Origin of the sequence: Pseudomonas graminis (genome assembly GCF_004364335.1) — a bacterium.
In the GTDB taxonomy this organism is placed as follows: domain Bacteria; phylum Pseudomonadota; class Gammaproteobacteria; order Pseudomonadales; family Pseudomonadaceae; genus Aquipseudomonas; species Aquipseudomonas graminis_D.
The window spans coordinates 256,113-272,414 of sequence record NZ_SOCR01000004.1; the positions used below are offsets into that span (position 1 = coordinate 256,113).

The window sequence follows — 16,302 nt, forward strand, 5'->3', positions numbered from 1 at the left end:
GCTCACTCCTACAGGGATGCGCCAGTCAAAACGCTGCGTTTATTTCGCCTCACTCTTGCCGCTGTCATAGCGCGTGTTGAACGCCTTCACGAAGGCATTGCGCAGGATCTGCAAGAACGCTTCGAACGCATTGACGTCCTGTTTGTGAACACTGCCGCTGAGTTCGACGCGGGTGGCGAACTGATTCTTCCCCTGGTTCTTCAGCACCGTTTCGCTGCCGCCGACCACCGCTTCCCAGATCGAGCGGAAGAAGCCTTTGTTTTGGTTCTCGACGTCCTGCTGCCAGTCAAATACATCGACATTACGCAGTAGGGGCTTGATGTAGCCACTGAGCTGGCCATTGGTGGCCTGGGCTTCGATGACCACATCGCCGTCGCCTGCGTTGAAGTCGAACTTGCCGTACGCCGACGCGAAGTCGTTCAGGCGCTTGAGCTGGATACCGGTCGCGCGCAGCTTGAAGTCGAAGTCCTCCAGGCTGAACGGGTCGAAGGTCGCGGTGCTTTCCAGTGGCGCGTGGCCCAGCAGCATGGCCTTGCCCTCGAAGCGGGCATCGCGCTTGCCCGCTTTGTCTTCGACGTTAGTCAGGTTAAAGATGCTGGCGTTGATGTTGTCGGCATCGATTTTCACCTTCGGGGTGGAGTTGAAATTACTGAAGGTGATCTTGCCGTCCTGAATACGCAGTTCGTTGAGGGTGATCGGCAGCAGTTTGTTCAACTGGGCGCGCCAGTCAGTGCCCGCACCGGTCTGGGACTGGCGCTTGTCCGGGCCACCGTCGACGAAGTTGAGTTCGGGGCTGGCGAACGCGACCTCGGCGACCACGGCATGGTCGTACCAGAGCGAGTGCCAGCTGACGGCGAGGTCGATGACCGGCGCATTCAGCAGCGGCACCGGCACCTTGCCGTCGACCTTGACGATTTTCAGGCCGTTGATCCGGTATGCCCCGCGCCACAGCGCCAGGTCCACGTCGGTGACCTGACCGCGGTAGTCGCCCATGTCGGCGAGTTTGTCATTGAGATAATTGCGCACCACGTAGGGCAGTGCGATGTGGACTGCGATCAGCAGCACCACCAAGCCAACAATTGTCCATAACGGCCAGCTGTAACGACGTTTCATGTCTCCACCCTCCAGTAACGTAGTTTTGTTGACTGCTGGCGATGTGATCGGTTCGCTTCGACTGGACGTCGCACAGGCTCAAGGCATAGGCTTTGAGCTTTTCCAAACCTGCACAAGGACCCGGTCATGAGCCGTATTTACGCAGATAACGCCCATTCCATCGGCAATACGCCACTGGTGCAGATCAACCGGATCGCGCCGCGTGGGGTCACCATCCTGGCCAAAATCGAGGGGCGTAATCCGGGGTATTCCGTCAAGTGCCGGATTGGCGCGAACATGATCTGGGATGCCGAAAGCAGCGGCAAACTCAAGCCCGGCATGACCATCGTCGAGCCCACCTCCGGTAACACCGGCATCGGCCTGGCGTTTGTCGCCGCAGCCCGTGGCTACAAGCTGACCCTGACCATGCCGGCCTCAATGAGTATAGAGCGCCGCAAGGTACTCAAGGCCCTCGGCGCAGACTTGGTACTCACCGAGCCGGCGCTGGGCATGAAAGGCTCCATCGCCAAGGCCGAGGAGCTGCTCGCCAGTGACCCCGCCACGTACTTCATGCCGGCGCAATTCGAGAACCCGGCCAATCCGGCGATTCACGAGAAGACCACCGGCCCGGAAATCTGGAACGACACCGACGGCGCCATTGACGTGCTGGTCGCGGGCGTCGGCACCGGCGGCACGATCACTGGCGTCTCGCGCTACATTAAAAACGCCATGGGCAAGCCGATTATCTCGGTGGCCGTCGAACCGTTGGGCTCGCCGATCATCACCCAGGCGATGGCCGGCGAAGAGATCAAACCCAGCCCCCACAAGATTCAGGGCATTGGCGCGGGTTTCATCCCGAAGAACCTCGACCTTTCGATTGTCGACCGCGTCGAGCTGGTGAGCGATGAAGAAGCCAAGGCCATGGCTCTGCGGCTGATGCAGGAGGAGGGGATTCTCTGCGGTATCTCCTGTGGGGCGGCCATGCACGCAGCGGTGCGCCTGGCCGAGAAGCCGGAAATGCAGGGCAAGACGATCGTGGTGGTGCTGCCGGATTCGGGCGAGCGCTACCTGTCGAGCATGCTCTTCAGCGACCTGTTTACTGAACGCGAGCTGACCCAATAGTCGTGTCCGCATCCGCTTCGGCTTTTTACCCGGCGGACTAAGGCTTATGATGGCCGCCATTCGAAACCCGCCGGATGATTGTCCCAGGTCATCCGGCGGCGGTTTCAGCAGCGTAAGCTTCGGGCCGCGCGGTTCGGCCCTGTTCCAAGGAGAGTTTCATGACCCTTTCTTTTGCTGTCAAAGCGGCGATTCTGCTGCTGTTTGTCGGCAGCACGCTGTACGTGCATCTGCGCGGCAAGGCGCGTTTGCCGGTATTGCGCCAGTTCGTGAATCACTCCGCACTGTTTGCCCCGTATAACGCCTTGATGTACCTGTTCTCCAGCGTGCCGTCCAAGCCGTACCTGGACCGCAGCAAGTTTCCCGAGCTCGATGTACTGCGTGACAACTGGGAAACCATCCGTGACGAAGCCATGCACCTGTTCGACGAAGGCTATATCCGTGCCGCCGCCAAGGACAACGACGCGGGTTTCGGTTCGTTCTTCAAGAAGGGTTGGAAGCGTTTCTACCTGAAGTGGTACGACAAACCGCTGCCGTCCGCCGAGGCGTTGTGCCCGAAGACGGTGGAACTGGTCAGCCGCATTCCCAACGTCAAAGGCGCGATGTTCGCCTTGTTGCCCGGCGGCAGCCATTTGAACCCGCACCGCGATCCGTTTGCCGGCTCGCTGCGTTATCACTTGGGCCTGTCGACGCCGAACTCCGACGATTGCCGCATCTTCGTTGACGGTCAGGTCTATGCCTGGCGCGACGGTGATGACGTGATGTTCGACGAAACCTACGTGCACTGGGTCAAGAACGAAACCGACGTCACCCGCGTCATTCTGTTCTGCGACATCGAGCGACCGCTGAGCAATCGCTTCATGACCGCGGTCAACCGCCGCGTCAGCGCGTTTCTGGGGCGAGCTACTGCGCCGCAGAACACCGATGACGAGCGCGTCGGCGGGATCAATCAGGCGTATGCCTTCAGCAAGCGGTTCAGCAACAGCTTCAGCGGCAAGGTCAAGCAGTTCAAACGCGCCAACCCCAAGGCCTACCGCATCTTGCGTCCGGTGCTGGCGGTGATCGTGCTGACGCTGCTGGGCTACTGGCTGTTCGGGTAAAAAAACGGTTTTATCGAGCGCCGTTGCACCTTGTGCAGCGGCGCTTTTTTGTTTCTGGCGGACGGCCATTCACGGCTAATAGCACGCCCATTCAATCCCGCGAACCACCCTGCGCCGACCATTGATCGCTCCTGGTTATCGTCATCACGCCTTTTTGCCAGGACCACTTTGAAGAAGGCAGATCCATGGCAAGGCGAATATCCCTGTTGTCCCTCGCGTTACTCTCGTGCTCCAGCAACCTGATGGCGGGCACTGCCGATGAGGAACATGGTTTTCTCGCCGATACCTCGCTGAATGTGCTGGCGCGCAACTTCTTTCTGGATAACGACTACCGCACAGGGCACTCCGGGCAGAGTTACCGCCAGGAGTGGGCGCAGGGGTTTATCGCCAATCTGCAATCAGGGTTCACCCAAGGCACTGTCGGGTTCGGCGTCGATGCGCATGCGTTCTACGGCCTGAAACTCGACAGCGGAAAGGGACGGGCGGGCACCGGTCTGTTGCCGCTGAGCGATGACGGGCGAGCTGCCGACGATTATTCCGATGCGGGCGGCGCGCTCAAACTGAGGATTTCAAAGACCACGCTGAAGTTTGGCGAACAGGAAGTGGAAACCCCAGTGCTCGATACCGGCGACAAGCGCCTGCAACCGGAGTACGCCACGGGCTTTTATCTCGACAGCCGCGACATCGATGGACTCAAGCTGGTGGCCGGGCACTTTACCGCCTTCAAGAACCAAAACGCTTCGACAGCCAGCGGCGATTTCGATGGCTACGGTGCCACCACCCGCGGTTCGTCGCTGAGTCTGGTGGGCGTCGAGACCGCTGGAGATTCCGCATTCGGCGGCTCTGTGTACGCCTCACAGCTCACTGACACCTGGCGGCAGTACTACACTAATCTGCATCACTTGAGCGTGCTGTCGAACAACAGTTCGTTTTTGCTGGACGGCAATCTCTACCGCACCCTGGATCAGGGCGACGCAAAGGCAGGCGCACTGAATAACACCGCTTACAGCCTGCTGGCGAAGTACAGCGTTGGCCCGCAGGGATTCTCCCTCGGTTGGCAGAAGATTGACGGAGACACGCCTTTCGACTTTGTGGGGGGCGACTCGATCTATTTGGCCAACTCGATCAAATACGCCGACTTCAACGGCGCGCATGAGCAGTCGTGGCAGGCGCGCTACGACCTTTCGTTCGCCCACCTTGGCATTCCCGGTCTCACGTTCATGACCCGCTATGTGCGCGGCAGCGACATCGATGGCACCCATGCGCCACGGGGCGCGGTGTATCAGCCGTTAGATGACGTCACCGGACGTTATCAGCCGATTCAGGGCAAGGACGGACGTCACTGGGAGCGCGACATTGGCCTGAAATATGTCGTTCAGTCGGGACCGGCCAAAAACCTGTCGTTCGACGTGTCCCATGTTTCGCACCGGGGTAACGACGCTCAGGGAGGCGACGACATCGACCGGTTGTATATCGTGTTGCAGTATCCGCTGAATCTGCTGGACTGAGTCGTCCAGTCAATTGGCCGTCCAAAACGCTGTTGCGCTAGACCTCGTCGGCTGTTTATAGTCGGCCTCTGTGTTGCAACATGCTGCAACGCTGAGTCATTCCTCCTGAGAAGACGAGCACGATGCCTGCATCCAACCCATATTTCGCGTTCTGTGCCACAGCCTGTGCTGTCGCTGAACCGCGCGGTTGCATGCAAATCGCCTTCATCACGTGTTACCCGCCACCTCCACCTGTGAACAGCCCTGTCGTGTGCGTCGTTGCACCGCCAGGTGTCGTTGTGCTCGGCTGACCGACCGTTTTATTGCTGTTGGTCGAAGCCTGCAAACGTCCGCAAAACATCCGTGAATCCGGTTCGTGCCGGGTCCGATTTTGTCTGAATCACAGGTGACTCATGTTCGCTAATAAAGCCTTGGCCTCGATGGCCACGACGACGCTTTTCGTCCTGCTCTGGAGCAGCGGCGCGATTGTTTCCAAGTGGGGCCTGACCCACGCCTCGCCGTTTGCGTTTCTGCTGTTCCGTTTTCTGCTGGCGCTTGCAGCGCTGGCGATCCTGATCCCTGCGTTGGGTTACAAGCTTCCCGCCACGAGGGCGTCGATGGGCTTCGCGTTGATGACGGGGGCGGTGCTGCTGGGCGCGTATCAGATCTGCTACCTGCTGGCGCTGGACATGAAAGTTGCGCCCGGCGTCATGGCCACGATCATGGGCGTGCAACCGATTCTGACGGCCGTGCTGGTCGAACGCAGTCGCTCGGGGTCACGCATGTTCGGCCTGAGTCTGGGGCTGGCGGGTCTGGTGCTGGTGGTCTGGCAAGGCATCGGCGACGGTGGATCGCTTGCCGGCATGGCGTTCGGGGTGCTCGGTATGTTGAGCATGACCGGCGGCTCGATCATGCAGAAGCGCATCACCGACAACCCCCTCGGCACGTTGCCGGTGCAATACCTGGCGGGAACGGTGGTGTGTGCGGTGTTCGTACCCTTTCAGCCTTTTCATTTCGAGCACAGCGTCGGTTTCTACGTGCCGGTGCTGTACATGGGGCTGGTGGTGTCGGTGCTGGCGACGTTCCTGCTCTATCGCCTGATCGCCCAAGGCAATCTGGTCAATGTCACCAGCCTGTTTTACCTGGTGCCCGGCGTCACCGCGATCATGGACTACCTGATCTACGGCAACCGCCTCGCGCTGATGAGTTTGCTGGGGATGGTGCTGATCGTGGTGGGGTTGGTGTTTGTGTTCAGGAAGGTTGAGTAGAACCTGCTGAGCGTCCGGCGAATTCGCCGGACGCTGCGGATGAACCTGTAGGAGCGTGCCTTGCCCCGCGATCTGGCGCGAAGCGGCAGTAAACCGGTGCATGGGGTGTACCAGGCAAAACCGAGGCGTCTGGTTTGACGACTGCTGCGCAGTCGATCGCGGGCAAGCGCGCTCCTACACGGATCGTCGTCTGGCGCAGCATCCATGCGCGGATCTTTGTTTGGCGCGGAATGTGCGCACAGTCAGGCACGGTTCGTGGTATGGGGCGAATGCCTGGGACGCTGAAAACTGTAGGAGCGCGCTTGCCCGCGATCTGGCGCGAAGCGGCAGCAAACCGGTGCACGGGGTGTACCAGGCAAAACCGAGGCGTCTGGTTTGACGACTGCTGCGCAGCCGATCGCGGGACAAGCCACGCTCCTACACGGATCGTCGTCTGGCTTAGCATTCATGCGCGGATCTTTGTTTGGCGCGGACTGTGCGCACAGTCAGGCACGGTTCGTGGTCTGGCGCGAATGCCTGGGACGCTGAAAACTGTAGGAGCGCGCTTGCCCGCGATCTGGCGCGAAGCGGCAGTAAACCGGTGCATGGGGTGTACCAGGCAAAACCGAGGCGTCGGGTTTCACGACTGCTGCGCAGCCGATCGCGGGACAAGCCACGCTCCTATACGGTTCCGCGCATCACTGTGGACTCAGCCTCAACCCAACCGCACATGCCGACTCAACAACGCCCGCAGCGCGGCGGGCTTCACCGGTTTGGCCAGGTATTCGAGGCCGGCGGCATGCACTTGGGCGATCAGTTCCGGGCGGCCGTCGGCGCTGATGACCACACCGGGCACCGGCTCACCCAGCTGCGTGCGCAGCCAGGCCATCAGCTCGGTGCCGATTTCGCCGTGGTCCAGATGGTAATCCACCAACGCCAGGTGCGGGCGAACGCCGTCGTTGAGCAGGGCCTGGCATTCCTCGCGATTGCGCGCTGTCCAGACCTGGCAACCCCAGCGGCTCAGCAGGCTGTGCATGCCCATCAGAATGCTGTCTTCGTTATCGACGCACAGAATCTGCGTGCCGTTCAGCGCGGCGCGCACAGGTTCGGTCGGCGCAGCAGCCGGCGTCGGCAACGCAGGCGCCAGGGGTACCGTAACGCTGAACACGCTGCCCTGGCCCGGCCATGAGCGCACTTCCAGCGGATGACCGAGTACGCGACACAGGCCATCGGCAATCGCCAGCCCCAACCCCAAGCCCTTCTCGGCGCGGGTCTGATGGCTGTCCAGCCGCTTGAATTCCTCGAAAATCACCTGCCGCTTGTCCTCGGGAATACCCGGCCCCCGGTCCCAGACTTCCAGGCTCAACTGCCCGTTACGGCGCCGTACCCCCAGCAGAATAGGCCCCTTGGCGTAGCGAAACGCATTGGTCAGGAAGTTCTGCAGCACCCGCCGCAGTAGCTTGGCATCGCTGGCGACGCGGAAATGGCTACCGCGCACACGGAAGTCCAGACCCTGCTCCTGGGCCAGTGCCTTGAATTCGGCGCCGAGGGTTTCGAACAGATTATTCAGCGCGAACGGCGTGATGGTCGGCGTGAACTTGCCGTTCTCCAGACGCGAAATATCCAGCAGGTCGCTGATCAGGTCTTCGGCCGAACGCAGCGAGCTGTCCAGATGATGGATCAGCTGTTTCGCTTCCGCCGGCACATTGTCATCGTTGTGCAGCAGGGCCGCTGAGAACAAACGCGCGGCGTTCATGGGTTGCATCAGGTCATGGCTGACGGCGGCGAGAAACCGCGTTTTCGACTGGTTGGCAGCTTCCGCATGGGCCTTGGCTTCGCTCAGTGCCGTGTTCAGCTGCGACAGCTCCCGGGTGCGTTCAGCCACGCGCTGTTCGAGGCTCTCATTGGCGCCCTTGAGCGCATGTTCTGCCTCGCGGAACGCCGTGATGTCAGTGAAACTCATGACGAAGCCGCCGCCCGGCATCGGGTTGCCGATCAGCTCGATCACCTGACCGTTGGGAAACAACCGCTCGGACGTGTGCGCGCGGCCTTGGCGCATCCAGTGCAACCGCCGGGCCACGTGCACCTCCGCTTCACCAGGCCCGAGCAAACCGCGCTCGGCGTTGTAGCGGATGATGTCGGCGATGGGCCGCCCCACGCTGATCAGGCCTTCCGGGTAATTGAACAGCTCCAGATAGCGGGCGTTCCAGGCCACCAGCCGCAGGGACTGATCCACCACGCTGATGCCCTGGGTGATGTTTTCGATGGCGCCTTGCAGCAGGGCTCGGTTGAACTGCAGCACCTCGGAGGCTTCGTCGGCGATGCGCACCACATCTTCGAGCTGCATGTCGCGGCCTTCAATCGCTGCCTTGACCACCGCTCGCGTAGACGACGTGCCCAGTACCCCCGCCAGCAACCGTTCGGTGTGGGCGATCCACTCGCCGTTGGCGTTCTGATTGGGATTGAAGCCTTTGCCCTGCCGGTAGGCGAAACGGATGAAGCTCTGCTGCGCCCGCTCTTCACCGACGAAGCGCGCCGAGAGCTTGAGCAAGTCCTCGATCTGCACCGCCAGCAGCGAGCGATTGTTGGGCCGCGCCTGCAACTCCTGACCGATGAAACGGCCCGCCTGCCAGTGTTCCGACACGCGCGTTCGCGACAGCAACGAGACCCACACAAACAACGCCAGGTTGCCGACCATCGACAGAACCACGCCCTGGGTCAGCGGGCTGATGGGCAGATTGAACGGGTTGCTGTGCAGCCATGCCAGCAGCGGGAAACTGCTCAGCGACCACCCCATGCTGTGGGCAGTGATCGGCAGCACCAGCGTGTAAAACCAGATGAACACCCCGGCGGCGAGCCCGGCGAACACCCCGCGTCGATTGGCCGGCTTCCAGTACAGCGCGCCGATCATCGCCGGCATCAACTGAGTGATGGCGGCGAAGGCAATCTGGCCGATGGTCGCCAGGCTCGCGGTCGAGCCCAGCAACCGATAGCTGACGTAGGCGAGCAACAGAATGACGACGATGCTGACCCGGCGCACCGAGAGCATCCAGTGGCGGAACACTTCAAACGGGCGCTCGGCGGTTTTGCGCCGCAGCAGCCATGGCAGCAGCATGTCGTTGGAGACCATGGTCGACAGCGCAACGCTGGCGACGATGACCATCCCCGTCGCGGCCGAGGCACCGCCGATGAACGCCAGCATCGCCAGCGCCGGGTGCGCGTGGGCCAAGGGCACGCTGATTACGAACGAGTCGGGCAACACGGAAGCGGGCAGCAGCATTTGCCCGGCCAGCGCAATCGGCACCACGAACACGGCGGCGAGCAGCAGGTAGGCGGGGAACACCCACTTGGCCAGGCGCAGGTCCTGAGGCTCGATGTTCTCCACCACGGTGACGTGAAACTGCCGGGGCAGGCAGATGATCGCCATCATGGCGACGCCGGTCTGCACCACCATCGACGGCCAGTTGACCGTCTCCTTCCAGTACTCCTCCAGGCGTGGTGCGAGCATGGCCTGGTTGAACAGGTCATCCACGCCGTCGTACAGCCCAAAGGTCACGAACGCACCGACGGCCATGAAGGCGAACAGCTTGACCAGCGACTCGAAGGCGATCGCCAGGACCATGCCGCGGTGGTGTTCGGTGGCATCGAGGTTGCGGGTGCCGAAGACGATGGTGAACAGCGCCAGCACCAGCGACACGATTAGCGCGGTGTCCTGGGCGCGCGTTCCGGTGGCGTCGGCGCCGGCACCGATCAGAATGTTCACCCCCAGCACGATGCCTTTGAGTTGCAGCGCGATGTAGGGCAGCACGCCGATCAGGCAGATCAGCGCGACGACGACGGCAAGGGTCTGCGACTTGCCGTAGCGGGCGGCAATGAAGTCGGCGATGGAAGTAATGCTTTCCTGTTTGCTGATCAGCACCATTTTCTGCAGCACCCAGGGCGCCAGCAGCATCAGCAGAATCGGCCCCAGGTAGATCGGCAGGAACGACCACAGTTGTTCGGCGGCTTGACCGACCGAGCCGAAAAACGTCCAGCTGGTGCAGTAAACCGCCAGCGACAGGCTGTACACCCAGGCGCGCAGGCGCGGCGGCAGCGGTTTGCTGCGACGGTCCCCGTAAAAGGCGATGGCGAACATGATGGCCATATAGGCCAGGGCGACGGCAGCGATCAGCCCGCTGGACAGCGACATGGGAACTCCAGAGACAAACGGCTAGCGGTTTCGGTGGCGATCCTTCGCCGGCCGGACAGTCTCGCACGCCGCGTGGGGTTCGTCTGTTACGACCAAGGTCGGAGCGGCGCGGTGTCGCAGGGTCGCGCCGAATAACATGATCGGTGCATATCGGGGAAATCTATGACCCATAGCGAAAATACCCGCTTAGTCGATATCAGCTGCTGCCCTACTATGGGCACCACCTCACACGAGGACAGGAGCCCGCCGTGACCCACGCCATGTTCATCCCGCGAAGACCCTTCAGCCAACTGAGCCATCCCCGGGAAGTCATCCGTCAATTCACCCCCAACTGGTTCGCCGCGACCATGGGCACCGGCATTCTGTCGGCGGTGCTGGTGCAGCTTCCGGTGAACATCCCCGGCCTGTTCCAGCTGGCCGAAGCGGTGTGGATGCTCAACATCGTCCTTTTCCTGACATTCAGTGCGCTCTACGTCGCCCGTTGGGTGATGTTTTTCGACGAGGCGCGGCGGGTGTTCGGGCATTCCACGGTGTCGATGTTTTTCGGCACGATTCCCATGGGCATGGCGACGCTCATTAACGGGTTGCTCACCTTCGGCCTGCCGCGGTGGGGCAATACCGTGCTGCCGATTGCCGAACTATTGTGGTGGCTGGACGTGGCGATGTCCCTGGCATGCGGTGTGGTCATCCCGTTTTTGATGTTCACCCGCCAGGAGCACCGCATCGACCAGATGACCGCCGTCTGGCTTCTGCCCCTTGTGGCCTGTGAAGTGGCGGCGGTCAGCGGCGGGCTGCTGGCGCCGCATCTGGCCGACAGTCACAGCCAGTTCAGCGTGCTCATCACCAGTTATGTGCTGTGGGCGATGTCGGTGCCGGTGGCGTTCAGCATTCTGACCATCCTGTTGCTGCGCATGGCCCTGCACAAATTGCCCCATGAAAGCATGGCCGCGTCGAGCTGGCTGGCCCTCGGGCCGATCAGCACCGGCGCCTTTGGCCTGATCGTGCTGGGTGCCGATTCGCCGCTGATCTTCAACGCTAACGGCCTGCCCGGCGTCGGCGAAATCGCGTCGGGCCTTGGCCTGATCGGCGGCGTGATTTTGTGGGGTGTCGGCGTGTGGTGGTGCCTGATGGCGCTGCTGATCACCGTGCGTTACTTGCGCAACGGCATCCCGTTCAACCTGGGCTGGTGGGGTTTTACCTTTCCGCTGGGCGTGTTCGCGCTGACCACCCTGAAGCTGGGCGCGGTGCTTCATCTCGGGTTCTTTGCGGTCCTGGGCAGCGTGCTGGTCGTGGCGCTGACGGCCCTGTGGCTGGTGATCATGAAGCGCACCGTGAGCGGCGCCTACAACGGCAAGCTGTTCGTTTCGCCGTGCATCGCTGGCTTAAGCTAGATACCGTTCCCATGCTCTAACGGGCTATCCGTTGGAGCGCATGCTCGACTTTGCCGCCGGTGTCGTCTTCAATGTGGCCCGGAACTGCCGTTCGGCGTTCCCATAAGAAAGCCGACACCGGCGCCACTCAGGACCAGGGAAGATGAGTCAGTCGCAGTTCAGTTTGTTGGGTAAGCGGCGCTTTCTGCCGTTTTTCGTGACCCAGTCCCTCGGTGCATTCAACGACAATGTCTTCAAGCAGTCGCTGATCCTCGCCATTCTTTACAAGCTGAGCATCGACGGCGACCGCTCCATCTACGTCAACCTCTGCGCCTTGCTGTTCATTCTGCCGTTCTTTCTGTTCTCGGCGCTGGCCGGGCAGTTCGGCGAGAAATACCCCAAGGACAAACTGATCCGCATGATCAAGGTCCTGGAGATCGTGATCATGGTCGTGGGAGCAACGGGCTTTCTCTTCAATCACCTGTCGCTGATGCTGGCCGCACTGTTCGCCATGGGTACCCACTCGGCGCTGTTCGGGCCGGTGAAGTACTCGATCCTGCCCCAGCACCTGCACGAAAACGAACTGGTGGGCGGCAACGGTCTGGTGGAAATGGGCACTTTTCTGGCGATCCTTGCCGGTACCATTGGCGCCGGGGTGATGATGTCGGCGACCCATTACGCGCCCCTCGTCGCGGCGGCGATGGTCTCGGTGGCGTGTCTGGGTTATCTCGCCAGCCGGGGCATTCCGCCGGCAGCGGCCGCATCGCCGGACATGCGCCTGAACTGGAACATCTTCAGCGAATCCTGGGCCACCCTGAAACTCGGCCTGGGGCAGACCAAAGCGGTGTCCCGCTCCATCGTCGGCAACTCGTGGTTCTGGTTCGTCGGGGCGATTTATCTGACGCAGATCCCGGCCTACGCCAAGGAATTTCTGTACGGCGATGAAACCGTCGTCACCCTGATTTTGACCGTGTTCTCCATCGGCATTGCCGCAGGTTCGATGCTCTGCGAACGACTGTCCGGGCGCAAAGTGGAGATCGGCCTGGTGCCGTTCGGCTCGATGGGCCTGACCGTGTTCGGCTTGCTGCTCTGGTGGCATTCCGGAGGCTTCCCGCAGAACGTACAGGCCAACAACTGGCTGGCGATTCTGGGTTACGGTCAGGCGTGGTGGGTGTTGCTGGACATCCTCGGCATCGGCGTCTTCGGCGGGTTTTACATCGTGCCGCTGTACGCGCTGATCCAGTCGCGAACCCCGGAGAAGGAACGTTCGCGGGTCATTGCGTCCAACAACATCCTCAACGCGCTGTTCATGGTGGTGTCGGCGATCGTTTCGATCATCCTGCTGAGCGTGGCGAAACTGTCGATTCCGCAGCTGTTCCTCGTGGTGTCGCTGATGAACATCGCGGTCAACGCTTACATCTTTAAAATCGTGCCCGAGTTCACCATGCGCTTCATGATCTGGCTCCTCAGCCATTCCATGTATCGCGTGGAGCATCGCGACCTCGACCTGATCCCGGATGAGGGCGCGGCGTTACTGGTCTGCAACCATGTGTCGTTCGTCGATGCGCTGTTGATTGCCGGTTCCGTGCGCCGGCCGATCCGCTTCGTCATGTATTACAAGATCTTCAACCTGCCGGTGCTGAATTTCGTGTTCCGCACGGCGGGCGCGATCCCGATTGCCGGCATCAAGGAGGACAAGGCGGTGTTCGACACAGCGTTCGAACGTATCGCCCATTACCTGAACGAAGGCGAGCTGGTGTGCATCTTCCCGGAAGGCAAGCTGACCACCGACGGCGAGATCGACACCTTTAAAAACGGCATGACGCGGGTCTTGCAGGAGACCGACGTGCCGGTGATTCCGCTGGCGCTGCAGGGGTTGTGGGGCAGCTTCTTCAGCCGCGATCCGAACAAGGGCGTGTTCCGCAGGTTGTGGTCACGAGTGACGTTGGTGGCCGGGCCGGCATTGACGGGGGAAGAATCGCAACCGGCGCTGGTGCGTGAGCGGGTGGCGGAATTGCGGGGGGCGGTGCGTTAGCACGCGCACCCACCTTCGCGTGATGCGCAGGCTGACGCGTTAATGTGCTCACAATTCGCTGGCTGGCCTTGAACTGTAGGGGCCGGCTTGCTGGCGAAAGTGGTGTGTCAGACAGCGTTAATGGCTTTGACCGATCAGGTTCGCCAGCAAGGTGGAGCGCCACCCCGGCGGCTCCTACGGGTCCTGCGTTTGCCATCGGGCCGGTGTACAACCGGCACCGGTGTTCGACGCAGAACCGGGAACCGGTCTGGTCAACCGGCAATCGGCTTCTCTTCCTCGACCACCGCATCCGGCGTCATCTTCCGGAAGTACGTCGAAAGCAACGCACCCGAAATGTTGTGCCAGACGCTGAACAGCGCGCTGGGCACCGCCGCCAGAGGCGAGAAGTGCGCAGCGGCCAGTGCGGCGCCGAGGCCGGAGTTCTGCATGCCGACTTCCAGGGACAGCGACTTGCGCTGGGCCAGCGGCAGCTTGAACAGCTTGCCGGTGAAGTAACCCAGCAGAAAGCCGAAGCTGTTGTGCAGGATCACCACGGCCATGATCAACAGGCCCGATTCGGCGATCTTCGCCTGACTCGCGGCCACTACCGCACAGACGATCATCACGATACTCACCACCGACACCAGCGGCAGCACATCGACGGCAAAACTCACCTTGGCGCCCAGCAGGCGTTGAGCAATGACGCCCAAAACGATCGGCAGCATCACGAGTTGCAGGATCGACCAGAACATCTCCATGAAGGACACCGGCAGCCACGCCGAGGCCAGCAGCCAGATCAGCGCCGGGGTCAGCAGCGGGGCGAGGAGGGTGGTGACGGCGGCGATGGCCACCGACAGCGCGAGGTCACCTTTCGCCAGCCAGGTCATGACGTTGGACGATGTGCCGCTCGGGCAGCAGCCGACCAGAATCACGCCCACGGCGATTTCCGGCGGCAGCTGAAACAGCTGGCAAAGCAGCCAGGCCACGCCGGGCATGATCACGAAATGCGCGATCACACCCAGAGCCACGCGCCAGGGATGGCGCACGACTTCAGAAAAATCATCGAGCTTGAGGGTCAGGCCCATGCCGAACATCACCAGCCCCAGCAACGGCACGATGAAAGGCTTGAGGCCGATGAACCAGGACGGGAACAGAAACGCCAGTACGGCGAACAGCAGCACCCAGTACGCGAAGGTATTACCGACAAAACGACTCAACGCAGCCAGGGCACGCATGGCCTGCTCCTTTCTTATTGGTATGAAGTGGACGCGGAAACTGTAGGAGCCGGCTTGCTGGCGAACGCGGTGTATCAGCAACATTTAAGTGATCTGACGTGATGCGTTCACCAGCAAGCCGGCTCCTACAGAGAAAGGTGAAATCAGATCCCCTGAGGAATCTCTTCGCCGCCCAGTGCTTCCATCAGCTGCGGCAGGAATTCACCAAACGTCAGCATCATCAGGGTGAAGCTGGCGTCCTGCTGACCCAGCGCATCGTCGCCGCCGTTCTGCTCGGCTTCATCCTGCAGCAGGTCTTCGAACTTCAGGCGTTTGATGCCGAGCTTGTCGTCCAGCACGAACGACAGCTTGTCCTGCCATGCCAGTGACAGCTGAGTGACAACTTTGCCGGTGCTCAGGTGCAGCTGGATTTCGTCGCTGGTCAGGTCCTGACGTTTGCACTTCACAATGCCGCCGTCTTCGTGGGTGTCGCGCAGTTCGCACTCGTCCAGCACGAAGAAGTGCTCGGCGGTCTGGCTGGTCTTGACCCATTCGGTCATCACCGCGGTTGGCGCGGTCTTCACCGTCACCGGGCGCACCGGCAACGAGCCGACCACTTCACGCAGGGTCGACAGCAGGTCTTCGGCACGTTTGGGGCTGGAAGCGTTGACCAGAATCACGCCTTGCTTGGGGGCGATGGCAGCGAAGGTAGCCGAGCGACGAATAAAGGCGCGGGGCAGGAAGGCCTGGATGATTTCATCCTTGAGCTGATCGCGTTCCTTCTTGTAGACCTTGCGCATTTGCTCGGTCTCGATCTCTTCGACTTTCTCTTTCAATGCATCGTTGACCACGCTGCCGGGCAGGATGCGTTCTTCCTTGCGCGCCGAGATCAGCATGAAATCACCGCTGACGTGCACCAGTGGCGCGTCTTCGCCCTTGCCGAACGGGGCGATGAAACCGTAAGTGGTCAACTCCTGGCTGGCACAGGCACGTGCAGGCTTGGTCGCCAACGCGGTTTCCAGCGCCTCGGCGTCAAATGGCAGGTCCTGGGTCAGGCGATAGACAAGCAGGTTTTTGAACCACATGGGGTACATCTCTCCTTTATACAAAGGGGGGCATTATTCGCTCCCGCGCCCCTGCGGCCAACCCTGATGTAAGCCTTTGGAAGGATTATAAAAATATTTCAAAAAGTGCTTGCCAGCTTTTTGATCGCTCCGTAGAATGCGCGCCACACCGAAGCGAAGGGTGATTAGCTCAGCTGGGAGAGCGTCTGCCTTACAAGCAGAATGTCGGCGGTTCGATCCCGTCATCACCCACCATTCGTTTCAAGTGTTACGCGCAGCGGTAGTTCAGTCGGTTAGAATACCGGCCTGTCACGCCGGGGGTCGCGGGTTCGAGTCCCGTCCGCTGCGCCATATTGAGTTACGAGGCCCTTGAACTCCTCGTAACGACAAAGAGAGCGACCTTAGG

At 61.2% G+C, this 16,302-nt stretch carries 10 protein-coding genes and 2 tRNA genes; 8 read left to right on the forward strand and 4 right to left on the reverse strand.

Translation table 11 applies throughout. The features are described 5' to 3' along the window. Positions 1-39: 39 nt before the first annotated feature. Complete coding sequence (locus EC919_RS08775) at positions 40-1,113, reverse strand: DUF748 domain-containing protein (protein ID WP_133773078.1); 1,074 nt, start codon at positions 1,111-1,113, stop codon at positions 40-42. A gap of 126 nt (positions 1,114-1,239) precedes the next feature. Here EC919_RS08775 and cysK point away from each other — a divergent pair, with 126 nt between their 5' ends. The 4 genes from cysK (at position 1,240) to EC919_RS08795 (ending at position 6,066) form a co-directional block, all read left to right on the forward strand. Further along, positions 1,240-2,214, forward strand: a complete 975-nt coding sequence (cysK, locus tag EC919_RS08780; protein ID WP_133773080.1) for a cysteine synthase A — start codon at positions 1,240-1,242, stop codon at positions 2,212-2,214. Positions 2,215-2,372: 158 nt separating this feature from the next. Next, positions 2,373-3,311, forward strand: a complete 939-nt coding sequence (locus tag EC919_RS08785) for an aspartyl/asparaginyl beta-hydroxylase domain-containing protein (RefSeq protein ID WP_133773082.1) — start codon at positions 2,373-2,375, stop codon at positions 3,309-3,311. A gap of 185 nt (positions 3,312-3,496) precedes the next feature. After that, on the forward strand, positions 3,497-4,819 hold the full coding sequence (locus EC919_RS08790; RefSeq protein WP_133773084.1) for an OprD family porin: 1,323 nt from the start codon (positions 3,497-3,499) through the stop codon (positions 4,817-4,819). A gap of 392 nt (positions 4,820-5,211) precedes the next feature. Then, positions 5,212-6,066, forward strand: coding sequence for a DMT family transporter (locus tag EC919_RS08795; protein ID WP_133773086.1), 855 nt, complete (start codon positions 5,212-5,214; stop codon positions 6,064-6,066). Positions 6,067-6,760: 694 nt separating this feature from the next. Here the strand turns inward: EC919_RS08795 and EC919_RS08800 are convergent. Further along, positions 6,761-10,234, reverse strand: coding sequence for a hybrid sensor histidine kinase/response regulator (locus EC919_RS08800; RefSeq protein ID WP_133773088.1), 3,474 nt, complete (start codon positions 10,232-10,234; stop codon positions 6,761-6,763). Between the two features lie 260 nt (positions 10,235-10,494). On the opposite strand from EC919_RS08800, the gene EC919_RS08805 reads away from it, so the two are divergent. Both EC919_RS08805 and EC919_RS08810 read left to right on the forward strand, forming a co-directional pair. Beyond that, positions 10,495-11,625, forward strand: coding sequence for a TDT family transporter (locus EC919_RS08805; RefSeq protein WP_133773467.1), 1,131 nt, complete (start codon positions 10,495-10,497; stop codon positions 11,623-11,625). 142 nt (positions 11,626-11,767) lie between these two features. After that, the gene (locus tag EC919_RS08810; protein WP_133773091.1) at positions 11,768-13,639 is read left to right on the forward strand and encodes an MFS transporter; all 1,872 of its coding nucleotides are present in this window, start codon (positions 11,768-11,770) and stop codon (positions 13,637-13,639) included. 251 nt (positions 13,640-13,890) lie between these two features. On the opposite strand, the gene EC919_RS08815 is transcribed toward EC919_RS08810, so the two are convergent. Both EC919_RS08815 and rdgC read right to left on the reverse strand, forming a co-directional pair. Continuing rightward, on the reverse strand, positions 13,891-14,853 hold the full coding sequence (locus EC919_RS08815) for a bile acid:sodium symporter family protein (RefSeq protein WP_133773093.1): 963 nt from the start codon (positions 14,851-14,853) through the stop codon (positions 13,891-13,893). 143 nt (positions 14,854-14,996) lie between these two features. Then, positions 14,997-15,917, reverse strand: coding sequence for a recombination-associated protein RdgC (gene rdgC, locus EC919_RS08820; RefSeq protein WP_108122056.1), 921 nt, complete (start codon positions 15,915-15,917; stop codon positions 14,997-14,999). 158 nt (positions 15,918-16,075) lie between these two features. Here rdgC and EC919_RS08825 point away from each other — a divergent pair. Beyond that, positions 16,076-16,151: transfer RNA gene (locus EC919_RS08825), tRNA-Val, on the forward strand. Positions 16,152-16,170: 19 nt separating this feature from the next. Continuing rightward, positions 16,171-16,247 (forward strand) — tRNA-Asp (locus tag EC919_RS08830). Positions 16,248-16,302 lie beyond the last annotated feature (55 nt).